Source organism: Streptomyces sp. NPDC014733 (genome assembly GCF_043083385.1).
Classification (GTDB): domain Bacteria; phylum Actinomycetota; class Actinomycetes; order Streptomycetales; family Streptomycetaceae; genus Streptomyces.
This window is the reverse complement of sequence record NZ_JBIBYO010000004.1, coordinates 248,229-271,106: the sequence shown is the minus strand read 5'-3', so window position 1 is coordinate 271,106 and position 22,878 is coordinate 248,229. Positions and strand designations below refer to the sequence as shown.

General features: G+C 74.0%; 23 protein-coding genes. 9 read left to right on the top strand and 14 right to left on the bottom strand.

The window, feature by feature from the left end; genetic code table 11:
• Positions 1-124 precede the first annotated feature (124 nt).
• Both ACF1BH_RS12390 and ACF1BH_RS12385 read left to right on the top strand, forming a co-directional pair.
• Positions 125-1,621 (top strand): FUSC family protein, encoded by a 1,497-nt coding sequence (locus tag ACF1BH_RS12390; RefSeq protein ID WP_391642405.1) that lies wholly within the window; start codon positions 125-127, stop codon positions 1,619-1,621.
• A gap of 127 nt (positions 1,622-1,748) precedes the next feature.
• Positions 1,749-2,810 carry a lactonase family protein gene (locus ACF1BH_RS12385; protein WP_391642404.1) on the top strand — a complete coding sequence of 354 codons (1,062 nt, stop codon included), beginning with the start codon at positions 1,749-1,751 and terminating at the stop codon, positions 2,808-2,810.
• 20 nt (positions 2,811-2,830) lie between these two features.
• Here ACF1BH_RS12385 and ACF1BH_RS12380 read toward each other — a convergent pair whose 3' ends face one another.
• From ACF1BH_RS12380 to ACF1BH_RS12365, 4 genes are all read right to left on the bottom strand, one after another.
• A complete protein-coding gene (locus ACF1BH_RS12380) occupies positions 2,831-3,193 on the bottom strand; it encodes a nuclear transport factor 2 family protein (protein WP_391642403.1) in 363 nt (120 codons plus the stop codon).
• 202 nt (positions 3,194-3,395) lie between these two features.
• Positions 3,396-4,352, bottom strand: coding sequence for a sirohydrochlorin chelatase (locus ACF1BH_RS12375; protein WP_391642402.1), 957 nt, complete (start codon positions 4,350-4,352; stop codon positions 3,396-3,398).
• A gap of 163 nt (positions 4,353-4,515) precedes the next feature.
• A complete protein-coding gene (locus ACF1BH_RS12370) occupies positions 4,516-5,523 on the bottom strand; it encodes an N-acetylglucosamine kinase (RefSeq protein WP_391642401.1) in 1,008 nt (335 codons plus the stop codon).
• Positions 5,516-6,517 carry a phospholipid scramblase-related protein gene (locus ACF1BH_RS12365; protein ID WP_391642400.1) on the bottom strand — a complete coding sequence of 334 codons (1,002 nt, stop codon included), beginning with the start codon at positions 6,515-6,517 and terminating at the stop codon, positions 5,516-5,518. The genes ACF1BH_RS12370 and ACF1BH_RS12365 overlap by 8 nt, the downstream gene beginning before the upstream one ends.
• A gap of 223 nt (positions 6,518-6,740) precedes the next feature.
• Here ACF1BH_RS12365 and ACF1BH_RS12360 point away from each other — a divergent pair, with 223 nt between their 5' ends.
• Together ACF1BH_RS12360 and ACF1BH_RS12355 are read left to right on the top strand one after the other, a co-directional pair.
• Positions 6,741-7,418 carry a uracil-DNA glycosylase gene (locus ACF1BH_RS12360; protein ID WP_391642399.1) on the top strand — a complete coding sequence of 226 codons (678 nt, stop codon included), beginning with the start codon at positions 6,741-6,743 and terminating at the stop codon, positions 7,416-7,418.
• Positions 7,419-7,532: 114 nt separating this feature from the next.
• Positions 7,533-8,480, top strand: coding sequence for a sulfurtransferase (locus ACF1BH_RS12355; RefSeq protein ID WP_391642398.1), 948 nt, complete (start codon positions 7,533-7,535; stop codon positions 8,478-8,480).
• Positions 8,481-8,548: 68 nt separating this feature from the next.
• On the opposite strand, the gene ACF1BH_RS12350 is transcribed toward ACF1BH_RS12355, so the two are convergent.
• Both ACF1BH_RS12350 and ACF1BH_RS12345 read right to left on the bottom strand, forming a co-directional pair.
• Positions 8,549-9,634 carry a WD40/YVTN/BNR-like repeat-containing protein gene (locus ACF1BH_RS12350; RefSeq protein WP_391642397.1) on the bottom strand — a complete coding sequence of 362 codons (1,086 nt, stop codon included), beginning with the start codon at positions 9,632-9,634 and terminating at the stop codon, positions 8,549-8,551.
• Between the two features lie 203 nt (positions 9,635-9,837).
• Positions 9,838-10,416 (bottom strand): DUF4352 domain-containing protein, encoded by a 579-nt coding sequence (locus tag ACF1BH_RS12345; RefSeq protein ID WP_391642396.1) that lies wholly within the window; start codon positions 10,414-10,416, stop codon positions 9,838-9,840.
• Positions 10,417-10,742: 326 nt separating this feature from the next.
• Here ACF1BH_RS12345 and ACF1BH_RS12340 point away from each other — a divergent pair, with 326 nt between their 5' ends.
• Positions 10,743-11,840, top strand: a complete 1,098-nt coding sequence (locus ACF1BH_RS12340) for an NADH:flavin oxidoreductase/NADH oxidase (protein ID WP_391642395.1) — start codon at positions 10,743-10,745, stop codon at positions 11,838-11,840.
• A gap of 55 nt (positions 11,841-11,895) precedes the next feature.
• On the opposite strand, the gene ACF1BH_RS12335 is transcribed toward ACF1BH_RS12340, so the two are convergent.
• Genes ACF1BH_RS12335 through ACF1BH_RS12325 form a run of 3 tightly spaced genes read right to left on the bottom strand, consistent with a single transcriptional unit; the run spans position 11,896 to position 15,340 of the window.
• The gene (locus ACF1BH_RS12335; protein ID WP_391642394.1) at positions 11,896-12,657 is read right to left on the bottom strand and encodes a succinate dehydrogenase/fumarate reductase iron-sulfur subunit; all 762 of its coding nucleotides are present in this window, start codon (positions 12,655-12,657) and stop codon (positions 11,896-11,898) included.
• Entirely contained in the window at positions 12,654-14,636 is a 1,983-nt protein-coding gene (locus ACF1BH_RS12330; protein WP_391642393.1) for a fumarate reductase/succinate dehydrogenase flavoprotein subunit, read from the bottom strand. Before ACF1BH_RS12330 ends, ACF1BH_RS12335 begins: the two co-directional genes overlap by 4 nt.
• Positions 14,636-15,340, bottom strand: a complete 705-nt coding sequence (locus ACF1BH_RS12325; protein WP_391642392.1) for a succinate dehydrogenase cytochrome b subunit — start codon at positions 15,338-15,340, stop codon at positions 14,636-14,638. The genes ACF1BH_RS12330 and ACF1BH_RS12325 overlap by 1 nt, the downstream gene beginning before the upstream one ends.
• A gap of 97 nt (positions 15,341-15,437) precedes the next feature.
• Here ACF1BH_RS12325 and ACF1BH_RS12320 point away from each other — a divergent pair, with 97 nt between their 5' ends.
• Both ACF1BH_RS12320 and ACF1BH_RS12315 read left to right on the top strand, forming a co-directional pair.
• Positions 15,438-16,361, top strand: a complete 924-nt coding sequence (locus ACF1BH_RS12320) for a LysR family transcriptional regulator (RefSeq protein ID WP_391642391.1) — start codon at positions 15,438-15,440, stop codon at positions 16,359-16,361.
• A 134-nt stretch (positions 16,362-16,495) separates the two neighbouring features.
• Positions 16,496-17,188 carry a DNA polymerase ligase N-terminal domain-containing protein gene (locus tag ACF1BH_RS12315; protein ID WP_391642390.1) on the top strand — a complete coding sequence of 231 codons (693 nt, stop codon included), beginning with the start codon at positions 16,496-16,498 and terminating at the stop codon, positions 17,186-17,188.
• Between the two features lie 139 nt (positions 17,189-17,327).
• Here the strand turns inward: ACF1BH_RS12315 and ACF1BH_RS12310 are convergent, their stop codons facing one another.
• From ACF1BH_RS12310 to ACF1BH_RS12295, 4 genes are all read right to left on the bottom strand, one after another.
• Positions 17,328-17,798, bottom strand: a complete 471-nt coding sequence (locus ACF1BH_RS12310) for a DUF5709 domain-containing protein (RefSeq protein ID WP_391642389.1) — start codon at positions 17,796-17,798, stop codon at positions 17,328-17,330.
• A gap of 45 nt (positions 17,799-17,843) precedes the next feature.
• On the bottom strand, positions 17,844-18,506 hold the full coding sequence (locus tag ACF1BH_RS12305; RefSeq protein WP_391642388.1) for a phosphoribosyltransferase: 663 nt from the start codon (positions 18,504-18,506) through the stop codon (positions 17,844-17,846).
• 47 nt (positions 18,507-18,553) lie between these two features.
• Positions 18,554-18,970 carry a DUF2795 domain-containing protein gene (locus ACF1BH_RS12300; RefSeq protein WP_391642387.1) on the bottom strand — a complete coding sequence of 139 codons (417 nt, stop codon included), beginning with the start codon at positions 18,968-18,970 and terminating at the stop codon, positions 18,554-18,556.
• 150 nt (positions 18,971-19,120) lie between these two features.
• Entirely contained in the window at positions 19,121-19,663 is a 543-nt protein-coding gene (locus ACF1BH_RS12295; RefSeq protein WP_391642386.1) for a type 1 glutamine amidotransferase domain-containing protein, read from the bottom strand.
• Positions 19,664-20,320: 657 nt separating this feature from the next.
• Between ACF1BH_RS12295 and ACF1BH_RS12290 the strand changes: the two genes are divergently transcribed.
• Positions 20,321-21,136, top strand: coding sequence for a VOC family protein (locus tag ACF1BH_RS12290; RefSeq protein ID WP_391642385.1), 816 nt, complete (start codon positions 20,321-20,323; stop codon positions 21,134-21,136).
• A gap of 212 nt (positions 21,137-21,348) precedes the next feature.
• Here the strand turns inward: ACF1BH_RS12290 and ACF1BH_RS12285 are convergent, their stop codons facing one another.
• Positions 21,349-21,537 carry a DUF6381 family protein gene (locus ACF1BH_RS12285; protein WP_391642384.1) on the bottom strand — a complete coding sequence of 63 codons (189 nt, stop codon included), beginning with the start codon at positions 21,535-21,537 and terminating at the stop codon, positions 21,349-21,351.
• A 452-nt stretch (positions 21,538-21,989) separates the two neighbouring features.
• Here ACF1BH_RS12285 and ACF1BH_RS12280 point away from each other — a divergent pair, with 452 nt between their 5' ends.
• Complete coding sequence (locus ACF1BH_RS12280; protein ID WP_391642383.1) at positions 21,990-22,805, top strand: SigB/SigF/SigG family RNA polymerase sigma factor; 816 nt, start codon at positions 21,990-21,992, stop codon at positions 22,803-22,805.
• Positions 22,806-22,878 lie beyond the last annotated feature (73 nt).

The following is a 22,878-nucleotide window of genomic DNA, read 5'->3' as shown; positions in this document are numbered from 1 at the left end:
ATGGCTCCGTCGATGGCGCTGCGGAACTCCGCGGCGCCTTTTTCATGCGCGCACGGCCGCCGGCCGCGCCCGCGCACCCGAGACGTACGGAGAGGAAGCGGTGCTGAAGAGGATGACACTGCTGATGAGGAAGGTGTGGGTCCCGGACCCGGGGCGGCTGCGGCTGCGCGCCGCGACCCGGGCCGTACTCGGCATCGGCCTGGCGACCGCCGTCGCGGGCCTGGCCGTCCACACTCTCACCGGGGCCATCGCCGGGGGACTCGCCGCACTGCTGGTGCTCTTCACCGTCGCCGACCCCACCGTCCGCGGCCAGGCCGGTACGACCGCGCTGCTGCCCGCCGTCGGCCTGCCCGTTCTGGCCCTCGCGGCGGGGCTGCACGGGCATCCCCTCGTCCGCGACGCGGCCTTCCTCGCCGTCGTCGGCGCCGGGGTGTACGCGCGCCGCTGGGGCCCGCGCGGCCACGCCCTCGGCGTCTTCGCGTTCATGATGTTCTTCATGGCGCAGTTCCTGCACGCCGAGCCGCACCAGCTGCCGCGGCTCACCGCCGCGGTGACCGTCGCCGTCGCCGTGGCCGCCGCGGTCCGCTTCGGCGCCTGGTGCTACGAACGCCGGCAGCGGCCGGCCCCCGCGCCCGCCCCGCCGCCGCCCGGCCGCGGACTGGCCCGCACCACCACCCGGCAGGCCGTCCAGGCGACCGTGGCCTGCGCCGCCGCCCTCGCCGCCGGTCAGGCCGTCTCCGCCGACCGCTGGTACTGGGCCGTCGCCACCGTCTGGTGGATCTTCGTGAACACCGCGTCCTGCGGCGAGACCCTGGTCCGCGGCTTCCGCCGGGTCCTGGGCACCGTCACCGGCATCGCCGCCTCCTTCCTCCTCGCCGTCCCGCTGCACGGCGCCCCCGTGCCCACCGCCGTCCTCGTCGCCGGCTGCGTCTTCGGCCTCTTCTACACGGCGCCGCTGTCGTACACGTCCATGATGTTCTTCGTGACCGTCATGGCCGGACTGCTCTACGGCCTCCTCGGCGTCCTGCACCCCGGGCTCCTCGCACTGCGGTTCACCGAGACCGGCGTCGGTGCCCTCGCCGCCGCCGTGGCCGTCGTCCTGGTGCTGCCCGTCACCACCCACGCCACCACCGACGCCTGGATCCGGCGCGCCGTCCGCTGCGTCCACGGGTGCACCGCCCAGGCCGTCGCCCGCCTGGGCGGCGCGTGCGACGCGGACCCGGCCGGGCGCGCCGGTGAGCTGGAGGCCCTCCTCGGCAGGGTCCGCCTCTCCCTCGCGCCGCTGGTGCACCCCCTCAACCCGCTCCGCCACCGCAAGGCGCGCGCCCGCCAGGTCCTCGCCCTGCTGGACGCCTGCGCCCACGACGTCGCCGCCCTCGCGGCTCTCGCCCCCGCCGGGCGGCCCGACGGCGCGCACGACGCCCGCCTCGCCGACGCCTGGCGCCGCGTCGAGGCCGCCGTCGAGGCCCTGACCGCCCGCCACGCCGCCCCGGTACCCGCGCCCGCCCCGCCCGCCGCCGGCGACGGTCCGCTCCTCCACCTGCACGGCCTGGAGCAGAAACTCGCGGCCCTCGCCGCCCCGCTGGCCAGCCCGCCGCGCGCCCCGCTGGCGGGGGCCTGACCCCACCGGCCGTACGGTCCGCGCCCCCGGCCCGCAATCCCGCACCCGCCCCGCCCCCGGCTGTTAGCGTCGCCGTGCCCCGCCCCGCGCGGGGGCGGCGGGCGACCGGACGAGAGGCGGCACAGCGGTGACCACGGAGCAGGGCCTGCGGGCCTACATCGGATCGTTCACGCAGGCGGGCGGCGCGGGCATCACCACCGCCGCCCTCGACCCGGAGACCGGCGCGCTCACCCCGCTGCACACCACCGCGGAGGTCGCCAACCCCTCCTTCCTCGCCCCGAGCCGCGACCGCAGGCGCCTCTACGCGGTCAGCGAGATCGAGCACGGCGCGGCCGCCGCCTTCACCCTCACCCCGGACGGCCCGCGGCTGCTCGCCCCGCCCGTCCCGGTGGGCGGCGCGAGCCCCACCCACCTCACCCTGGCCGCCGGCCATCTCGTCACCGCCAACTACACCTCCGGCAGCGTCAGCACGCTCCCGATCGGCCCGGACGGCACCCTCGGCGGGCCCGCCGCCGTCCTCGCCCACCACGGCAGCGGCCCCGACCCGGAGCGGCAGAAGACCCCGCACGCCCACTCCGTGTACGCCGCGCCCGGCGGCACCCGGCTGCTCTCCGCCGACCTCGGCACCGACTCGCTCCGCAGCTGCAGCCTCGACCCCGTCACCGGCATGACGCAGATCCGCGACGAGGTCCGCCTCCGCCCCGGCAGCGGCCCCCGCCACCTCGCCTTCCACCCGGGCGGCGGCCACGTCTACGTCGTCAACGAACTCGCCCCGGCGCTCACCCGCTGCCGCTGGGACGCCGAACACGGCACCCTGACGCCGCTGGGGGAGACCGCGCTGTTCGCCGACGGCGACCAGCCCGGGGACCCGGGCGCCGAGCCCTGCCATCCGTCCGCCGCGGTCGTCTCCCCGGACGGCCGGTTCCTGTGGACCGCGGTCCGCGGCCGCGACCGCATCTGCGTCCACGCCCTGGACGTCTCCGGCGCGGAGCTGACCCCGGTCACCAGCGTCTCCTGCGGCGGCAGCTGGCCCCGCGACCTGGCGATGCACCCCACCGGCCGGTTCCTCTACGCCGCCAACGAACGCTCCGGCGACATCACGTGGTTCACCGTCGACCACGCCACCGGCGTCCCCACCCGCACCGGTTCGATGCCGGCCCCCGCGGCCTCCTGCGTCGTCTTCGCCTGAGATCTCCCGCGGGCGCCCGCTCAGCCCGGCGGGAAGCTGCCGCCGAAGTACACCTGCGTCTCGGCGATCCGCCCGTCCCGCACGGTCAGCACCTCGACGTTGCGGTGGTGCCCGCCGCCCACCAGCTCGTACGCGTACCGGACGAACACCTCCCCGTCCCCCACCGGCACCGTGTCGAGCAGTTCGTACGACCGGAACCGGTCGGCGGTCGGGAAGCAGCGGGTGAGGAAGGCGTCCTTGCCGAGGTGGTCGTCGTGCGGGCTGGTGAAGACGAAATCGTCGGCGAGCAACCGCTCCATGGCGGGGCGGTCCTGCGCGAGGTAGGCGGCGAACAGGGAACGGACGACCTCGACGGCGGGCAGGGGCGCTTCGGCGGCGGACATCGGAACTTCCCTCCGGTGCGGACCGGCCGGCGGGCCGGTGCCTTCCCGGCGACCGTAGCGTCGGCGGCCGGTCCCTTCCAGCACGTCGGGCCGGTGCCGCCGTGGGGCGTGTCCGGCCCCGGACGGCGCGAAGGGCCGCCCCGCACGAAGCGGAACGGCCCCTTACGGCTCCGGGCGGCCGGTCGGCCGCCCGGCACGTGGCTCAGCGCGCCGGCGCGTACTGCGGGCCCCCGGCGGCGGGCCGCAGCGTGATGCCCACCGCGGCGGCGTAGTTCGACAGCACCAGACGGCCGACCGCCCCGTAGGCGCCCAGCGCCTCCGCCGACGCACACCCCGCCTCGGCCGCGGCCGCCCCCAGCAGCCCGTCGGAGATCTCCGGGCCGATCAGGTACGGCGCGAGCGCCAGCTGCTGCGAACCGGACGTCCGCAGCTGCTCCGCGGTGCGCGAGATCGCCCCGTCCTCATCCAGCGCGGCGGCCAGCACCGGCACCGCCAGGCGGGCCGACAGCAGCATGCCGGTGATCCCCGCGGCCTGCACGGCCTCCTCGCCGCCCACCGCGGCCAGGATGATGCCGTCCGCCGCCGTGGCGACGGTGAACAGCCGGGCACGGTCGGCGCGGGCCAGCCCCGCCTCGGACAGCCGGACGTGCAGCGCCTCGGCGAGCAGCGGGTGCGGCCCCAGGACGTCCGTCAGCTCGGCGCCGGAACCGCTGTTCATCATCGCCTGGCGTATCCGCCGCAGCAGCGAACTGTCCGGACCGGCCAGCAGCGGCACGACCACCGCGGCCGGACCGGCGGCGCCGTCGCCCTGCGCGGCACGTGCCTTGTGCTCGGCGCCGGCCTGCGCCAGCACCGCGTCCAGCGCCGGGAAGTCCGCGCCGTCACCGTCCACGTAACCGATCCGGGCGTCGAGGCCGGGCAGTTCGGAACGGGCGATGCTGCAGACCTCCTCCGCCAGGGAACGCGCGGCGGGGGTGGGGGTGCCGGGCACGGCCAGCACCAGGGCGGGTGCGCCCTCGGGTGCGGCGACCGGCTCCGGCTTGCGGTGTCGGCCGGACTGCCGGGGACGCGGCATTCGTACGGGCAGGCCGGGCGCCGAGCTCGGAGAATCGTCGTCAAAGCGGGGCGAGCCAGGTGCGGGCCCAGTGGGGGAACTCATGGCGCCGCATGCTAACGCCTCGTACCGACACACTGCCGGGGGAGGGTTCGGTCGGGAGGTATCCGTCCCGATTTATCCCGCGCGTCACGGTGGTCCGCCGGGGTGCCGGACGTGCCCCGGCGCGGCGCCCGCGCCGCGGACCCTCCCGGGCGGCACGCGCCGCTCACCTGCCGCGACGGACGAGCTGGAGCAGCGCACCGTCCACCGGCAGCCGCACCGCGTCGGTGGCCAGCGCGGCGGCGAGGCGCAGCGCCCCGTCGAGCGGGCCGCCCTCCGGCTCCGCGCACACCGCGTCCGGCAGCCGCGCAGCCAACCCGGCCCGCACCGGCGCCCGCAACACCTCGCCCAGCCGGAACAGCCCGCCGGTCAGCGCGACGGTACGGTCCGGCCCGGGCGGACAGGCGGCCGCCGCCGTGTCCGCGATGTGCTCCGCGGCCCGGTGGACGATCCCCGCCGCGACCGGGTCGCCGGCCGCCTCACGCGCCACGCACGGCGCGAACGACGCCAGCACCGCGGGCCGGTCCGTCCGCGGGTACAGCTGCCCCGGCAGACCGCCGATCGGCCCGAACCGCTCCTCGGCGGCCCGCAGCAACGCCTCGGAGCCGCCGGGCCGCCCGTCGTGCGCCCGCAGCGCGGCCTCCAGCCCGGCCCGGCCGATCCACGCCCCGCTCCCGCAGTCGCCGAGCAGATGGCCCCAGCCGTCCGTCCGCCGCCAGCCGTCTCCGGACGCCGGGTCCGCGCCGAGCGCGATCAGCCCCGTACCGGCCGCGACGACGGCGCCCGGCCGCTGCCCGAGCGCGCACACGTATCCGGTCACCGCGTCGGTGGCGAGCGCCAGGTCACGTACCCCGAAGGCGTCCGCCAGGGCCTGCGGCAGCACGGCCCGCAGCTCCTGCCCGAGCGTCGCCATCCCGGCGGCGCCGACGCAGACCGCCGCGAAGCCCGAGGCCCCCGCCTCCTGCCGCAACTTCTCGGCGGCGGGCAGCAGCTGGCTCAGCAGATGATGTGCGTCGATACCGCGCTCCCCGGTGCGCACCGGGGTGTCCGACGCGTACAGGGACTCCGGCCGGACGTGCGGCGCGGCGACCGGGGCGACGGCGAGGCGCAGCCCGGAACCGCCCGAGTCGACGCCCAGGACGGCCGGGCCCGCCGTGCGCGACGGCTCAGCCAAGGCCGCGGGAGTCCTGCTTGAGCGCGGTGTCGACGGTCAGCGCCGTGGCGACGACGAGGCTCAGCAGGGGGTCGGGCAGCTGCCGGTGGATCTGCAGGACGTAGTTGTCGGCCGTGGTGAACATCGTCTTCGCCAGGCCCTCCCACGTCTTGGTGATCCGGGCGACCTCGGTGTCGGTGTGGTCGACGATGGCGAAGTTCCAGGCCCGCCAGTTCTCGGCCTTGATCGCGCCGATCTGCCGGCCGTCGACCATCATCCCGAAGTTGATCTTGCCGATGGCGTTCTGCTGGACGATCTCGCCGACCGGCTGCCCGTCCGGACGCGCCACCTGCACCTTCGACTTGATGAACTTCGCCGGCCGCGTCAGCACCAGCTGCGGCTGCCCGTACGCGTCCCGGATCTCCAGCTTGTGCGTCATGTACTGGTCCAGACTGGACACCACCCGCAGCACCTTCTTCGCGGTGCTCTGCCCGACCTGGACGACCGTGCCGAGGGTGTTGCCGTTCTGGTCGAAGACGCCGTACTCGTTGGTGACCTCGATCAGCTTCGCCTTCTGGTTCACCACCAGCACCGGCTCGGTGAAGAGCGTGCCGCCACCGGGACCCGTGGGGGCGATGCCCGCCTGCTGCTGGACCTGGCGTGCCGCGTCGGGGTTGCCGGGCGCCGCCCCCGCCGGGGGAAAGCCGGGCTGCCCGTAGGGGGCCTGCTGTGCCCCGTACGGCGCTCCGGGCCCGGCGGCCGTCTGCGGGGGCGCACCGGCCCCGGCCGGAGCCGCCTGCGGCTGCTGCGGCGGCGCTTGCTGGGGAACCTGCTGCTGAGGGGCCTGCTGCTGGGGCTGCTGGGGGGCCTGCCCGGCCGGAGCGTGGCCCTGCGGCTGCTGCGGGGCGGCGGCGTGCGTGTGCTCGGTCCAGCGGGCGCCATCCCACCAGCGCAGTCGGTGGGGAGTCCCCTGCGGGTCCGCATACCAGCCCGCAGGGATGTTCGCATGTGTCATGGCGGCACAGTACCGGCCGCCGCCACACCGCCGGGCCCCGACCGCCGACCCGGTGCCCCACCCGCCCGGACCGGTGCGGACCCCGCCGGACCGACGCCGAAGCGGCCCGCCCCGCCGCCGCGGGAGGGCGCCGCCGGCAGCCGGTCGCACCCGGGGCCGACGGCGGCCGTGCCCGCTCCGGACGGAACGGAGCCCGGGCGTTGGGCCGGTAGGGTGAGGTTCTGTGGCAGCACGACCCTTGAACGAACTTGTGGAACCCGGCTGGGCGGAGGCGCTGCGCCCCGTCGCCGGACGGATCGCCGCGATGGGCGACTTCCTCCGTCAGGAGATCGCCGCCGGCCGGACCTATCTCCCCGCGGGCGCCAACGTCCTGCGCGCCTTCCAGCAGCCCTTCGACGACGTACGGGTGCTGATCGTCGGTCAGGATCCCTATCCGACGCCGGGCATGGCCATCGGGCTGAGCTTCGCGGTCGCGCCCGAGGTGCAGCGGCTGCCGGGGAGCCTGGAGAACATCTTCCGTGAACTCCACACCGACCTCGGCCTGCCCCGCCCCTCCAACGGCGATCTGACCCCGTGGACCCGCCAGGGCGTCCTGCTGCTCAACAGGGCGCTGACCACCGCGCCCCGCAAGCCCGGCGCGCACCGCGGCAAGGGCTGGGAGGAGGTCACCGAGCAGGCCATCCGCGCCCTCGCCGCCCGCGGCAAGCCGCTGGTGCCCGTGTTGTGGGGCCGCGACGCCCGCAACCTCCGCCCCTTCCTCGACGCGTACCCGGCGATCGAGTCGGCGCATCCCTCCCCGATGTCCGCCGACCGCGGCTTCTTCGGCTCGCGTCCCTTCAGCCGTACCAACGACCTCCTCATCCGCCAGGGTGCCGAGCCGGTGGACTGGCGGCTTCCGTGAGCTGAGCGGCCGGGCGGCGCCCGGGCCCCTCCGTGCCTGTGCGTCCGGTGCGGGCGGCAGACTGGCGCCCGTGCGCAGGCCCGGAGGCGGCCTGCCGGCGCAGGGAGGCACCGCATGAGCACGCGTTCCGTTCCGGACCAGGCCCCCGGGCACCCGCAGGAGCGGCCGTCCGGGCCGACCGCGGGGTGCCTGCCCGGCCCGCTGGTGGACATCGGCTGGCTCGGGCCGCGGCTCGGCGCGGAGCGGCTGGTGCTGCTGGACGCCTCCGTCGGCGCCCACCGGGGCGTGGCCGAACGTCTCCCCGGGGCCCGGCCGTTCGACCTCGACGGCGAGCTGTCCGACCCCGCCGCACCGGTGCCCCACACCCTGCCCGGCGCGGACGCGTTCACCGCCGCCGTCCGCGGCCTCGGCCTCGACGACGAGGACACCGTGGTCGTCTACGACGCCGCCGGGATCTACTCCGCCGCCCGCGCCTGGTGGATGCTGCGCGCCATGGGCTTCGACCGGGCGGCCGTCCTGGACGGCGGGCTGCCCGCCTGGCGCGAGGCGGGCCTGCCGGTGGAGCCGCGGCCCGCCGCCTACGACGGTCCCCGCGGCTCCTTCTCCGCACGGCCCCGGGCGGGCCTGTTCGCCGGCGGCGCCGAGGTGCTGGGCGCCCTGTCCGACCCGGCGGCGGTGGTGCTCGACGCCCGCGCCCGCGGACGGTACGCCGGGACCGCCCCCGAGCCCCGTCCGGGCCTGCGCGGTGGCCATATGCCGGGCGCCGTGAACCTGCCCTTCGGCGACCTGCTGCGCGACGGCCTGATGCGCCCGGCGAACGAGCTGCAGGAGGTGTTCCACGCAGCGGCGGACCGGGGGCAGCGGCTGTACTTCAGTTGCGGATCCGGCGTCACCGCCTGCGTGCTGGCGCTGGGCGCCCACCTGGCGGGCCACCGCGACCTGGCCGTGTACGACGGTTCGTGGAGCGAGTGGGGGCTGCCCTCGGCGCTGCCGGTGGTGACGGGCGAGGAGCCGGGCGCGGCGCATGCCGACGCACCGGCGCAGGAGCCCACCGCGCACTGACCCCGCCCTGGGCCCCGCCGCGCGAGGTGCCGGCCCCGGGCGCCCCCGGCGGCGGCGCGCCCGCGTCCTCAGGCCACCGCCGATGCCCGTACGCACAGCACATCCGGGAGGTGGGAGGCGAGCTGCTGCCAGCTCTCGCCGTCGTCGGCGCTGGCGTAGAGCTCGCCGTTGCGGTTGCCGAAGTAGACGCCCGCGGGGTCGCTGTCGTCCACGCAGAGGGCGTCGCGGAGCACCGTGCCGTAGTGGTCCTCCTCCGGCAGGCCGTGGGAGAGCGGTTCCCAGGACGCACCGGCGTCGGAGGTCCGGAAGACCCGGCAGCGGTGGTCGGCCGGCACGCGGTCCACGTCGGCGGTGATGGGGAAGAGGTAGGCGGTGTCGGCGCGGTGCGGGTGGGCGGCCACCGCGAAGCCGAAGTCGGTGGGGAGCCCCGCGCCGATGTCCGTCCAGCGGGCGCCCGCGTCGTCGCTGCGGTAGACGCCCCAGTGGTTCTGGAGGTACAGCCGGTCGTGGTCGACGGCGTCCTGCGCGATCTTGTGGACGCACTGGCCGAACTCGGGGTACTCCTCGGGCAGGAACGACACCTTGACGCCGGTGTTCGACGGTGACCAGTGCGCGCCGCCGTCGGAGCTGCGGAAGACCCCGGCGGCCGACACCGCGACCGTCACCGCGTCCGCGTCTCGGGGGTCGGTGACCACGGTGTGCACCGCGAGACCGCCGCCACCGGGCATCCACCGCTCCCGGCTCGGGTGCTCCCACAACGCTCTGACCATCTCGAACGTCTCGCCGCGGTCCTCGGAGCGGAACAGCCCGCCGGGCTCCGTACCGGCGTAGACCACATCGGGCGCGGCGGGTCCGGCCGGATGGAGCTGCCACACCCGCTCCAGGGAAGTGCCGGTGTACTCCGGGTACTTGACCGCGGGTCTGGCCGGCTCGCGCCAGGTCGTGCCGAGGTCGTCGGAGTGGAAGACGGACGGGCCCCAGTGCGCGCTGTCAGCGCCGGCCAGCAGCCGCGGGGTCTCCCGGCGGGTGTCGATGCCGATGGAGTACACCGCCTGCGCGGGGAAATGGGGGCCGCTCAGCTCCCACTCGCCATGCCTCCTGCGGCCGATGAAAAGCCCTTTACGTGTGCCCACTGCGAGCAGCACATCGGTCATGACCGGAACACCTCCGCGACGCCGTTGTCTCAGATGCCGTCAGTCTGCACCCGGCCACTGACAACGGCGGTCCGGCGCGCCAACGCCCCAGGTCACACGGTCCGTCGGGGGCAACGGCCGGGCCTCGGCGCACGCGACGGCGCGCCGTACCGGAAGCCGGTACGGCGCGCCGTCGGCCGGCCGCGCGGCCCGCGCGGCTCGTGTCAGTCCGCCGGGAGCTCGAAGGAGAGGGAGACGGGGCCGGAGCCGTCGTAGTAGCGGAGGGTGCCGCCCGCGCCGGGGATGTCCAGGACGACATCGCCGGTGGCGCTCCGCCCCGCGTGGAACGTCGTGTCGAGGTTCTGCCCGGACCCGGACTTCTCGGTGGTGGCGACGGCCCGCTCGGGGCTCTCGCCGTCGGTCCACTTCAGCTGCTGCGGGTGGAAGGCGCCGTCCTTGTCGCCGGTGTTCTTCACGGTGAAGGTGAGGACGACGTACTGGTGCTGCGGCGGTTTGGTGGCCTTGATCTCCGACGCCTGGACGGCCCGGAGGTCCTTGAACGTGACCGACATCCGCGTCCGTGCGCCCGAGGCGCCGTCGACGGCCTCATATGTCCCGAAGTCTCCGATGGTGATCGGGGTCTTCCCGGACTTCCCGGTGACGTCGCCGCTCGGCGCCTCCGGTGAACTCCCTGCCGCGGCGGGCTTCTTGGAGTCGTCACCCGAGGGCGAGCAGCCTGTCGTGAGGCCGGCGGTGAGGAGGGCGCCCGCGAGGAGCGTGGCGACACGGATGGATGGGCGCATGGCGTACCCCGACGTTCATGGCGGGCCGAACGCCCGCGATCGAGCGTCAGATTACGTCATGAGGGTGACGGTGATCATGTGGGGACGGCATGCGGAGCCACGGCCTCCACGCGCCGTCGGAAGGCCGCTGCGGGCCGGCCGGACGGCCCCGGGGAGGGGCGGGCGCGCGTCGCCCGGGACCGGCGCGCGAGTGGGGTGGAGCGCCGGGCGGCGGGCGGATCGGAGCTTGTACGAGAGATGTCGTAATTCGAGAATCCTCGTAGTACGGTAGTTGTCGTTGTATTGGGGTGTGGCCGCGACGGCTGCCCGCGTGAACGGAGTCCTCTGTGAGTGCCCTCTTCGAGCCCTACCGGCTTCGGTCGGTGACCGTCCCCAACCGGATCTGGATGCCCCCGATGTGCCAGTACAGCGCCGAGGGCTCGGGGCCGGAGACCGGCGTTCCGGGGGACTGGCACCTCGCGCACTACGGCGCCCGCGCCACCGGCGGCACCGGTCTGATCCTGGTCGAGGCCACCGCCGTCTCCCCGGAAGGCCGGATCAGCCCCGGGGACCTGGGCCTGTGGAACGACCGGCAGGCGGCGGCGTTCCGGCGGATCACCTCCTTCCTCAAGACGCAGGGCACGGTGCCCGGTGTGCAGATCGCGCACGCCGGCCGCAAGGCGTCGACGGACGCACCGTGGCGCGGTGGCGCGCCCGTCGGTCCGGACGCCCTCGGCTGGCAGCCGGTCGCGCCCAGCCCGGTGCCGTTCGACGAGGGGCACCTGGTGCCGGACGAGCTGACGGCCGAAGGGATCCGGCAGGTGGTCCGGGACTTCGCGGCGGCCGCCCGCCGGGCCCGGGACGCCGGATTCGAGGTGGTGGAGATCCACGGCGCCCACGGCTATCTGATCGGCGAGTTCCTCTCCCCGCACACCAACCACCGCACCGACGCGTACGGCGGCTCCTTCGAGAACCGCACGCGCTTCGCGCTGGAGGTCGTCGACGCGGTACGGGAGGTCTGGCCCGAGGAACTGCCCCTCCTCTTCCGGATCTCCGCGACCGACTGGCTGACGGAGAACCCGGAGGACGCCCGCGAGGGATGGACCGCCGACGACACCGTCCGGTTCGCCGCCGTCCTGAAGGAGCACGGCGTGGACCTGCTCGACGTGTCCACCGGCGGCAACGCCCCCAAGGCCCGTATCCCCACCGGCCCCGGGTACCAGGTGCCGTTCGCCGAGCGGGTCCGGGCCGAGGCCGGACTCGCGGTGGCCGCAGTCGGGGAGATCACCGGAGCGGGCCAGGCGGCGAAGATCATCGAGAACCAGCAGGCGGACGCCGTGCTGATCGGCCGTGAGCTGCTGCGCGACCCGTACTTCGCACGCCGTGCGGCGCGCGAACTCGGCGGCGAGGTGGCCGCGCCGGTGCAGTACCACCGGGCCGTCTGACGGCGGGAGGCCCGGGGCCGCCGGACACATGAGGGAACGGTCCGGGGGCCGGGCGTCAGCCGCGGCGCCCGGCCCCCGGCTCCTTGCGGGCGGCGCGGAGGAACTCGCGGTTCATGGTGGCGATGCCGGTCAGCGGGATGCCCTTGGGACAGACCGTGGCGCAGGCGCCGGTGTTGGTGCAGCCGCCGAAGCCCTCGGCGTCCATCGCGGCGACCATGTCCAGCACGCGGCTCGCCCGCTCCGGCGCGCCCTGGGGGAGCGTGGTGAGGTGGGTGATCTTGGCACTGGTGAACAGCGACGCCGAGCCGTTGGGGCAGGCGGCCACGCAGGCGCCGCAGCCGATGCACTCGGCGTGCGCGAAGGCCAGGTCGGCGTCCGGCTTCGGCACGGGGACCGAGTGGGCCTCGGGCGCGGAGCCGGTCGGTGCGGTGATGTACCCGCCCGCCTGGATGATGCGGTCGAACGCGGAGCGGTCCACGACCAGATCCTTGACGACCGGGAACGCGGCGGCCCGCCAGGGCTCGACGTCGATCACCTGGCCGTCGGTGAAGTGCCGCATGTGCAGCTGGCAGGTGGTGGTGCGCTCCGGGCCGTGTGCCCGGCCGTTGATGACCAGCGCGCACATGCCGCAGATGCCCTCGCGGCAGTCGTGGTCGAAGGCGACCGGCTCCTCGCCGCGGCCGATCAGGTCCTCGTTGAGGACGTCGAGCATCTCCAGGAAGGACATGGCGGGCGAGACGTCCCGCACCTGGTAGGTGACCAGGGCGCCGGGGGCGTCGGCACGGCGCTGCCGCCAGATCCGCAGGGTGAGGTTCATGTGTAGCTCCGCTGGGTGGGGTGCACGTACCGGAAGGTGAGGGCCTCCCGGTGCAGGACGGGGGCGGTGCCGGTGCCGGTGTACTCCCAGGCGGCGGCGTACGAGAAGGCGTCGTCCTTGCGGGCGGCCTCGCCGTCGGGGGTCTGGGACTCCACGCGGAAGTGCCCGCCGCAGGACTCGGTGCGGTGCAGCGCGTCCAGACAGATCAGCTCGGCGAGTTCCAGGTGGTCGGCGACGCGGAGGGCCTTTTCGAGGGTCTGGTTGAGTTCGCCGCCGCCGCCGGGGATCCGGACGCGCCGCCGGAACTCCTCACGGATCTCCGGGATGCGGGCGAGCGCCGTCCGCAGTCCGGCGTCGCTGCGGGCCATACCGCAGTGCTCCCACAGCAGTTGGCCGAGCTCCTGGTGGAACGAGTCGGGGCTGCGGTCCCCGTCCGTGGCGAGGAGCTGCCGCAGGCGGCCGGTGGTCTCCGCCACCACGGAGGCGACCTCCGGGTGATCGTCGGCCACGGGCGGCCGGTCCGGGGTGCGGGCGAGGTAGTCGCCCAGGGTCGCGGGGAGGACGAAGTAGCCGTCGGCCAGGCCCTGCATCAGCGCGGAGGCGCCCAGGCGGTTGGCACCGTGGTCGGAGAAGTTGGCCTCACCGATGGCGAACAGCCCCGGGACGGTGGTCTGCAGGTCGTAGTCGACCCACAGGCCGCCCATGGTGTAGTGGATCGCCGGGTAGATCCGCATCGGCACCCGGTACGGGTCCTCGCCGGTGATCCGCTCGTACATCTCGAAGAGGTTGCCGTACCGCTCGGCGACGGCCTGCCGGCCCAGGCGCCGGATCGCGTCGGCGAAGTCGAGATAGACGCCGCGGCCGCCGGGGCCGACACCGCGGCCCTCGTCGCAGACGTTCTTGGCGGCGCGGGAGGCGATGTCGCGCGGTACGAGATTGCCGAAGGACGGGTAGCTCCGCTCCAGATAGTGGTCCCGCTCGGCCTCGGGGATCAGATCGGGGCGGCGTGGGTCGCCCGCGGCAGCCGGCACCCAGATCCGGCCGTCGTTGCGCAGCGACTCGCTCATCAAGGTGAGCTTGGACTGGTGGTCGCCGGAGCGCGGGATGCAGGTCGGATGGATCTGGGTGAAGCAGGGGTTGGCGAAGTACGCGCCCCGGCGGTGGGCGCGCCAGACGGCCGTGGCGTTGGAGTTCTTCGCGTTGGTGGAGAGGTGGAAGACGTTGCCGTAGCCGCCGGTGGCGAGGACCACCGCATCGGCGACATGGGCGGAGATCTCGCCGGTGACCAGGTCGCGGGCGACGATGCCGCGGGCGCGTCCGCCGATCACGATCAGGTCGAGCATCTCGGTACGGGCGTGCATCTCGACGTTGCCGGCGGCGATCTGCCGGGACAGTGCCTGGTAGGCGCCGAGGAGGAGTTGCTGGCCGGTCTGCCCGCGGGCGTAGAAGGTGCGCTGCACCTGGACGCCGCCGAAGGAGCGGGTGTCGAGCAGCCCGCCGTACTCGCGGGCGAAGGGGACGCCCTGGGCCACGCACTGGTCGATGATCTGCACGGAGATCTCGGCGAGGCGGTGGACGTTGGACTCCCGGGCGCGGAAGTCGCCGCCCTTCACGGTGTCGTGGAAGAGCCGGTACACGCTGTCGCCGTCGTTGCGGTAGTTCTTCGCCGCGTTGATCCCGCCCTGCGCGGCGATGGAGTGGGCGCGGCGCGGGGAGTCCTGGTAGCAGAACTGGACGACGTGGTAGCCCTGTTCGGCGAGGGTGGCACCGGCGGAGCCGCCGGCCAGGCCGGTGCCGACCACGATCACGGTGTGCTTGCGGCGGTTGGCGGGGTTGACCAGCTTCGCCCGGAACCGTCTGGTGCTCCAGCGCTCGGCGATCGGGCCCTCGGGCTCCGCGGTGTCGGACACGGGGGCGCCGACGGTGTAGTCGGTGTAGCCGCCGGCGGTCCGGGTGGCGGGGTCGGTACGGTCGGGCATCAGCTCACTGCTCCGGTCATGACGGCGACGGGCACGGTGACGAAGCCCGCGAAGAGGACGAAGGCCAGCACCCAGCTGACGGTCTTGAGGACCGGGCCGCTGCGGGGGCCGGTGGCGCCGAGGGTCTGTGCGGCGCTCCACAGGCCGTGGCGGATGTGCAGGCCCAGCGCCGCCATCGCCACGAGGTAGATCACGTTCGCCCACCAGTTACGGAAGTCGGCCACGACGTTCTCGTAGGGGCGGCCCGGGTCGCCGAGCGGGTTCACGGTCCCGGTGGTGAGGTCGAGGAGGTGCCACAGGACGAACAGCCCGAGGATGACGCCGCCCCACCGCATCGTGCGGGTCGCGAAGGACGGGCCGGGCGGCGGGCGGTGGGCGTAACCCCGGCCGCGCGCCGTGGCGCCGCGTCGGCTGAGCTGGTACGCGCAGACCGCGTGCAGCACGAGACACACCGCGAGGGCGGTGCGCTGGAGCCAGAGGTACCACGTGCGGTGCAGGACGGGCTCACCGATCGTGCGCAGCCACGCCGCATAGGAGTTGAACTCCGTGGCGCCGAAGAAGATCTTCAGATTGCCCAGCATGTGGGCGACGAGGAACACCAGCATGATCACGCCGGTCACCGCCATCACGGCCTTCTTGCCGAGGGTGGAGGTCCACAGCGTGCGGAGGGTCGACGGCCGGGCCGTCGGAGTCGCGACTGTCACGCGACAGAACGTAGAGGCGCCGACCGTGACAGGTAAAAGACATAAACTTAGTTGTTTCGATAGTCCATCCCTATCAACCGGCCAGGGTTCGGAGACCATGCAGTTCCAGCAGCTCAGCTACTTCCTCGCGGTCGCCGAGACCCGCCACTTCACCCGCGCCGCCCAACAGGTGCATGTCGCACAGCCCTCGCTCTCCCAGCAGATCCGGGCGCTGGAACGGGAGTTGGGCGCCGAGCTGTTCCACCGGGCGCGCGGCAACATCACCCTCACCGACGCCGGCGAGGCGTTGCTCCCGCTGGCCCGGCGCATCCTCGCCGACACCGACCGCGCCCGGGCGGAGGTCCAGGACATCGCGGGGCTGCGGCGCGGCCGGGTCCGTCTCGGCGCCACACCCAGCCTGTGCACCGGGCTGCTGCCGCAGGTCCTGCGCGCCTACCACCAACGCCATCCGGGCATCAGCCTCCAGATCGAGGAGGGCGGCTCGCGCGATCTGGTCGGCCACCTCGCCACCGGCAGCCTGGATCTGGCCCTGCTCATCCTGCCGCTCCAGGACCACGACCCCGCCCTGGCCACCACCGAGCTGCTCGGCGAGGAGCTGGTGGTGGCCTCCGCGCCGACCGCCCCGCCGGTGGGCACGCCGTGGATCGAGGTCGCGGACCTGCGCGACCGGCCGCTGGTGATGTTCCGGCACGGCTACGACCTGCGGGAGATGACGATGGCTGCCTGCCGCGCCGAGGGCTTCGAGCCGCACTTCGCGGTGGAGGGCGGCGAGATGGATGCCGTGCTCGGCATGGTCGAGGCCGGACTGGGCTCGGCCGTGCTGCCCGCCATGGTCGCCGACCGGCGACCGCTGCGGGTCACCCCCTTCGCCCCGCCGGGCCTGCGCCGCACGATCGGCCTCGCGCACCGCAAGGACGTACAGCCGCCCCGGGCCGCGCGGGAGCTGCGGCGCGTCCTGACCGAGTACCTGGCGCAGGCGGCCCGCGCCGGGACGCTGCCGCCGGGCACCCGTCCGGTCTGAGCCCGGCGGGACCCGCGGCGCCCACGGCCCGTACCCGCTGCGGTGGCCGCGCCGTCCGCAGGGCGCAAACATGGGCGTGCGGGGCGCGCGGCCCCGCGAACGCGCCGGTGCGGCACAGGGGCGGAGGGACGGACATGAACGGTGACGACGCGACGGACGGCCGGGGCGGCCGGCACGCTCCCTCCAGGGGCGGCGGCCCGGGCGAGACCGACCGGCTCGCCGCCTACCGGGGCAGACGGCACTTCGACCGGACCGGGGAACCACGTGGCGAACCGGGCGCCCCGGGGGACGCGCCCTGCTTCGTCGTGCAGATCCATGACGCCCGCCGGATGCACTTCGACTTCCGGCTGGAGGTCGACGGCGTCCTGAAGTCCTGGTCCGTGCCCAAGGGACCGTCCGCCGACCCGCGCGACAAGCGTCTCGCCGTCCCCACCGAGGACCATCCGCTGGACTACCGGGAGTTCGAGGGCGTCATCGCCCGCGGGGAGTACGGCGCGGGCACCGTCATCGTCTGGGACCAGGGCACCTACCGGCCGCTCCCCGGCAAGGGCCGGGACCGTGCGGCCGGCTTCGCCGAGGCGCTGGAGCGGGGCCACGCGTCCTTCTGGCTCGACGGCGCCAAACTGCACGGCGGCTACGCCCTCACCCGCTTCCGCACCGGCGAGGAGGCGGGCGACCGGGAGTCCTGGCTGCTGGTCAAGGAGAACGACGCCCGCGCAGCCGCCCACGGAGCCCCCGATCCGCTGCGCGCCCGCTCCGTACGCAGCGGCCGCACCCTCGGACAGGTGGCCGCGGACGCCAGGGACGAACCGCCGCAGGGCTCCTGAACGGCCGCGTTCCTGAACGGCCGTGTTCCTGACCGGCCGCCGCTCCGCCGGGCTGCGGGCGTCGGCCCGAAGCGTTTCCGACCCGGCTCTCCCGGGACCGGTGAGCGCCGTCAGCGCCCCGTGTGCAGCGGTCCGCCCCTCACCCCGCAGCGGCCTCCTCGCCGCTCTCCGGGCACAGATGCACCGCCGCCTCCTCGGCGGACGCCGCCCCGCCGTCGATCCCGACATCGTGCGCCACGACGTCGTTACGGTGCCGCGGGAACCCCTCTTCGGCGGTCATCAGCCGCCCGGCCCGCTCCTCGCCGACCTGGTCGTCCATCGGCTCCCCGTCGCCGTCCACCTTGTCCCCGATGCCGTCCCCGTCCGGGGCCCACACCTCCGGCACCTCTTCGGAAAGCCGCTGCTCCAGGGATTCGCCGTCGAACTGCTCCCGCGCCGTGGTGCCGCGATTCACCGCGAGCGGACGCTCGGGCGGTGAATATCCCTCGTCCAGGATCTGGTCGAGATCCGGCTCACCGAGAGCGTCCTCCATATCCAGGTCATCGGGATTGTCCTGCGGATCGGAAGCGGACGGCTGATAGACCTCGTCCCCCATCGCATTGTCGGGCATGTCCGCTCTCCTTCTCCGGATGCGAGGGTTTCTCACCCTGCTTTCTCACACTGCGGTACCGGAACTCCGCAGAATACTGATGACTTCCGCGTCCTGCACCTGGTCGAAATCGAGATACCACTCGCCCACACCGTGGAAATTCCGCGGCTGATGGACACACTCCACATCGTCCGCCTCCACGCGCAACGCCGCAGCCGCAGCGGCGTCACCGACCGGCACCGCCAGCACCAGACGCGCCGGCCCCAGCCGCCGCAGATACCGCAGCGCGGCGCGTGCCGTCCCGCCCGTCGCCAGCCCGTCGTCGACCAGCAGCACCGTCCGGCCCGCCACCTCGGCTGCGCCGAGCGGCGGACGGCCCGCCCGGTACACCTCCTCCCGGCGACGCAGCTCCGCGCGCTCCCGCTCCACGTCCTCGGCCAAGCGCTCGACGGTCAGCCCCAGCGCCGCCAGCGCACCCTCGTCGAACACCGGCGGATCCTCGCCGACCAGCGCCCCCACCCCGACCTCGGGCCGCCCCGGCACCCCGATCTTCCGCGCCACCAGCACCTCCAGCGGCGCCTTCAGCGCCCGCGCCACCACCGCCGCGACCGGGACACCGCCCCGCGGCAGCGCCACCACCAGCGGATCGGTGAGGGCGCCGGTGCGCGCCAAAGCCAGACAGCGCGTCGCCAGCGCCTCCCCGGCGTGCCGCCGGTCGAAATACCGCATGCCCTGCCCTCCCCACGCGCCCGACGCCGTATCCGATCCGGCCACGCTCAGTCCCGATGCTTTTCCGTACCGAGACCGAGGGATTGCGCGATGCTCTGCACATTCGGATAGGTGCCGTCGGACGGCAACTTCTCGGCGAGGGACACCAGGCGGTCCGGAGCATTGTCCCGGCGCAGCTTGTCGACCACCGACGGCTTGTCCGCCGGATAGATGCTCCGCCCGAGATGCCGCGCGATGTCGGAACGGATACCGACGTCCTCCTCGGTCATGCCCCGCGGCGTACCTCCACGGAATACGCGGTCGGGCGCCTGCGCCACCTCCGGCTGGTCCTCACCCGCGGGCTGGAGTTCCCGGTCCTCCGCTGCGCGCAGCGACCGGTCGGCCGTCATCTCCGCACGCAACTCCTTTTTCATCATCTCGTCCCGAGCGGGGCCGATCTTGTCCGCACCGTGCTCCATGACCATGCCTTCCTCCAGGTGACGCCGGACAGGGGGCGGACGGCGGGGCACAGAACCCCTCCGGACCCGCCCCCTGAACGGCCATCCTTTCCGGCCGCCCGCACACCTTCCGCGGCCGCGGGCGGAAACCGCGCCACACGCTTCCTCCCGGAAAATTCACCGCCCGCCGTCGTCCAATTCATTGACCAATGTCGCGCAGAAAGCTTTCAAATCATCCGGTTTACGACTGGTGACCAACGTATTCTTGCCACTGGTACAGATCTTCACCCGCTCATCGACCCAGGAGCCGCCCGCATTGCGGATGTCCGTAGCCAGACTCGGCCAGGACGTGAGGGTGCGCCCCCGCACCACATCCGCCTCGACCAGCATCCAGGGCGCATGGCAGATCGCCGCCACCGGCTTTCCGGCGTCGAAGAATCCACGGGTGAAGTCGACCGCTCGCCGGTCGAGCCGCAACGCGTCCGGATTCGCCACCCCGCCCGGCAGCACCAGCGCGCCGTAATCCTCCACCTGCGCCTCGTCCAGGGTGCGATTCACGGTGAACGAGTCGGCCTTGTCCAGATGATGGAAAGCCTGCACCGATCCACCCGACGGTGACACCAGATGCGGCACCGCGCCGGCATCCACCACCGCCTGCCACGGCTCCGTCAACTCGACCTGCTCCACGCCCTCGGAGGCCACCAGAAAAGCGATCTGCATGTCGTCCGCCCTCTCGTCGTGATGTCGCCGGATGTACCGAATATCAGATTCCTTGGAATGCCGGCCCTGCCCTTTGCTGCCCTCCCTGCCCTCCCTATCTCCGCCCTGTTCCGTCCTTCCGGGAATTCCCTTTCTGTGGGCCCCGTCGTACTTCTGTATGCGCTCCTCGCCTCGCCTCCCGTATACACATTTCTTCCGGGCGGGCATTTTCGAGGAGTCGCCCTGGCGGGTACGTGGTGGAGGTGTGTCCGCATCGCTGTGCGGAGACCGGGAGGCGGCTGCCGCGGGAACTCCGGAAAGGGCGGCGATACCGCGCTGCGCGCCCCAGCCATACGGGGCGCCTACGCCGGGCCCGCGCGCCCCCCGTCACCCGTACGCGCCCCGGACCCCTCCATCGCACTCCGGATACGACGAGATCGCATCCCGGCGGCGGACTCCCCAGCCCTCACAGGGCCGGTGCCCCGCCCGGCCCGTGCGAGCGCGCCGCGCCCGCGGCACAGGCGTACCGTCGGAGAGGGGCCGCCTCGCCCTGGAGTGCACGGCCGCCCGGCCACAGCCCGGGCCTGGCCGCCCACCACCCGCCGCACCGTTTCCGAGTGCACCACGCCGACCCGGCGGAGTGCTCATCGCGTGGTCCGCGAGAGGGAGATGTCCACCATGCCGGCCGCTGAGCACCACGCATCCGCCTCCGCCGCGCCCACCGTCCCCGCGCACGGCGCGCCCTGCTGGGTCAACCTGATGACCCGCGACCTGCGCTCCACCCAGGACTTCTACACGGAGGTCCTCGGCTGGAAGTTCCGGCAGGGCAGCCTCGGCGACGAGTTCAGCGTGGCGCTGGACGACGGCCGCCCCGTCGCCGGAATCGCCCAGATCACCCAGCGACTGCGCGGCACCATGGCCTGGACCCCGTACTTCGCCGTCGACAGCGCCGACGATGTCGCCGCCCGCGTCCGCGAGCGCGGCGCCACCGTCGCCGTCGGCCCTCTCGAATTCGGCAGCGGACGCGCGGCCCTCGCCTCCGACCGCGACGGCGCCGTCTTCGGCCTCTGGGAGGGCCAGACGCTGCGCTGGGCGGTCGGCCGCGCCAACGCCCCCGCCTGCCTGGAACTCCGCACCCGCGACGCCTTCGCCGCCGCCATCTTCTACGCAGAGATCTTCGACTGGGCCACCGAGCGCCCCGGCGGCTGCGACGTCACCTACGAGGACGACCAGGTCATCGTCCGCCAGGACCGGCACATCGTCGCCACGCTCCGGGGCGGCGGCGTGGAGGAAGCCCCCGATCCGCACCTGCGCCCCCGGTGGCACGTCCACTTCCAGGTACGCGACCTGCCGTCCGTCATCTCCGCGGCCGTCGCCGCCGGCGGAACCGTCATGTCCCCGGCGCCCCAGACCGGCCGCCCCGGTGGACGCTCCATGATCTGCGACCCGCACGGCGCCCTCTTCACGGTCACGGACACCCCTGAGAACGACTGATTTTCCGTAGCCGGGCCCCGTAGGGGAGCGGTCTCTCCTCCAGCAGGCACCGGCGTCTGCGGGCACGGCCGCCCCGGAGGCGCGACGGCAGACGGCTGTGCCCGCCCCTCCGCAAGGGGCGGGCACAGCCGCACGGTCGCGCTCTTCACCGGGGCGAACCCCGGATTCCCCCGAGGGGGATGACGGGGCCGGTTCCCCGGGCTCCGGCAGGCTCACAGGGACGGATGGATGTCCCCGCTCCGCATACCGCTCTCCTGTTCACTGCGGCTCTGCAGCTTCCGGGCCTTCTCCTTGAGCCGGTCGCGTTCGGCGGGGTCGCGGGTGTGCTGGGCCCGGTCCTCCAACTGCTGCGCCTTCTCGCGCATCTGCCGGATCCGGCCACGCACTTCGTCTGCGCTCATGATCACTCCTCGAACGGTCCGTCCGCGCGGAAACACGGGTCGGCAACCTCCACACCCAGCGAATCAGCGCCCGCCCCCATCGGCACCTTGAAGAATCACCCACGGTCACCGCGCGGCCCCACGGTGCCGCGCCACCGACGCGAACCGCCGGTCACCTGGCCGGGAACCGCCGGTCACCTGCGGTCGGAACGCTGTCGCGCATCCCGCCCCCGCCTGCTGCACAGTGGAAGGGACGTCACACGGACGTGACGAAGCGCCGCGCTGCCGGGCGGCGAGCCCCGCGCCCGTACGGGCGGGCCGAACCGTCCCGCACACATGGCCCCGGGCAACGGGAGCCCACGGGCGGATCACGGTCCCGCGGACACCAGCCACCGACCGGAACACCCCGCCGGGCACCCGCACCCAGCGGACCACCGGGCGGACCACCGAACGGAACGGAAGGCGTGAGGGGAATGACAATCCAACCCGGACACGTCGCCCACCAGGCGCCCACCGGACGCCGGAAGCCGCAACTCGACCCGGACACCCGCGCCGCGCTGCACCAGCTCGCCACCCTCCCGGACGGCCCCGCCCGCACCCGGCTGCGTGAGGAGATCGTCTGCGCATGGCTCCCCATGGCCCACCGCCTCGCCCGGCGCTACAGCGGTCGTGGCGAAAGCGACGAGGACCTTTGCCAGGTCGCGGCGCTCGGCCTGCTCAAAGCCATCGACCGCTTCGACCCCGGTGTCGGCACCGCCTTCGGCGCCTTCGCCGTCCCCACCATCATCGGCGAGATCAAGCGCCACTTCCGTGACGAACTCTGGGCCGTCCACGTACCCCGACGCGCCCAGGAACTCCGCGCCCAGGTCCACCGGGCGCGCCAGGAACTCTCCGTCCGCCCCGGCCACACCTCCATCACCGTCCAGGACGTCGCAGCCCACACCGGCATGCCCTACGAGGACGTCCTCATCGGCCTCGACGCGCAGAAGACCTTCACCGCGCTCTCCTTGGAACGCCCCCTCGGCGGCGAGGACACCCAGCAGACCCTCGGCGACCTCCTCGGCCAGGAGGACCCCGCGCTCGGGCTCGTCGACGACCGGGAAGCCGCCGCCACCGGCCTGCGCGCCCTGCCCGAACGCGAACGCCGCATCCTCTACCTGCGGTTCTACCTGGGCCTGACCCAGAGCGAGATCGCCGACCGGGTGGGCGTCTCCCAGATGCACGTCTCCCGGCTGCTGCGCCGCTCCTGCGCCTACGTGCGGGAGAAGGCCCTCGCGGCGGCCCCGTGACCGGCGTGCGCCGGGCCGGGCATCCGAGGCCCGGGACCTGGCGTCGGCGACGTTCCGCGCCCGGCGGTCACGG

Excerpts from the sequence above, each read along its gene's own strand:
- ACF1BH_RS12280 (WP_391642383.1), top strand. The coding sequence starts at position 21,990 with ATGACAATCCAACCCGGACACGTCGCCCACCAGGCGCCCACCGGACGC.
- ACF1BH_RS12345 (WP_391642396.1), bottom strand. The coding sequence starts at position 10,416 with ATGCGCCCATCCATCCGTGTCGCCACGCTCCTCGCGGGCGCCCTCCTC.
- ACF1BH_RS12330 (WP_391642393.1), bottom strand. The coding sequence starts at position 14,636 with ATGCCCGACCGTACCGACCCCGCCACCCGGACCGCCGGCGGCTACACC.
- ACF1BH_RS12375 (WP_391642402.1), bottom strand. The coding sequence starts at position 4,352 with ATGAGTTCCCCCACTGGGCCCGCACCTGGCTCGCCCCGCTTTGACGAC.
- ACF1BH_RS12350 (WP_391642397.1), bottom strand. The coding sequence starts at position 9,634 with ATGACCGATGTGCTGCTCGCAGTGGGCACACGTAAAGGGCTTTTCATC.
- ACF1BH_RS12290 (WP_391642385.1), top strand. The coding sequence starts at position 20,321 with ATGCCGGCCGCTGAGCACCACGCATCCGCCTCCGCCGCGCCCACCGTC.
- ACF1BH_RS12285 (WP_391642384.1), bottom strand. The coding sequence starts at position 21,537 with ATGAGCGCAGACGAAGTGCGTGGCCGGATCCGGCAGATGCGCGAGAAG.
- ACF1BH_RS12305 (WP_391642388.1), bottom strand. The coding sequence starts at position 18,506 with ATGCGGTATTTCGACCGGCGGCACGCCGGGGAGGCGCTGGCGACGCGC.
- ACF1BH_RS12295 (WP_391642386.1), bottom strand. The coding sequence starts at position 19,663 with ATGCAGATCGCTTTTCTGGTGGCCTCCGAGGGCGTGGAGCAGGTCGAG.
- ACF1BH_RS12365 (WP_391642400.1), bottom strand. The coding sequence starts at position 6,517 with ATGACACATGCGAACATCCCTGCGGGCTGGTATGCGGACCCGCAGGGG.
- ACF1BH_RS12300 (WP_391642387.1), bottom strand. The coding sequence starts at position 18,970 with ATGGTCATGGAGCACGGTGCGGACAAGATCGGCCCCGCTCGGGACGAG.
- ACF1BH_RS12355 (WP_391642398.1), top strand. The coding sequence starts at position 7,533 with ATGAGCACGCGTTCCGTTCCGGACCAGGCCCCCGGGCACCCGCAGGAG.
- ACF1BH_RS12380 (WP_391642403.1), bottom strand. The coding sequence starts at position 3,193 with ATGTCCGCCGCCGAAGCGCCCCTGCCCGCCGTCGAGGTCGTCCGTTCC.
- ACF1BH_RS12320 (WP_391642391.1), top strand. The coding sequence starts at position 15,438 with ATGCAGTTCCAGCAGCTCAGCTACTTCCTCGCGGTCGCCGAGACCCGC.
- ACF1BH_RS12310 (WP_391642389.1), bottom strand. The coding sequence starts at position 17,798 with ATGCCCGACAATGCGATGGGGGACGAGGTCTATCAGCCGTCCGCTTCC.
- ACF1BH_RS12335 (WP_391642394.1), bottom strand. The coding sequence starts at position 12,657 with ATGAACCTCACCCTGCGGATCTGGCGGCAGCGCCGTGCCGACGCCCCC.
- ACF1BH_RS12390 (WP_391642405.1), top strand. The coding sequence starts at position 125 with ATGAGGAAGGTGTGGGTCCCGGACCCGGGGCGGCTGCGGCTGCGCGCC.
- ACF1BH_RS12315 (WP_391642390.1), top strand. The coding sequence starts at position 16,496 with ATGAACGGTGACGACGCGACGGACGGCCGGGGCGGCCGGCACGCTCCC.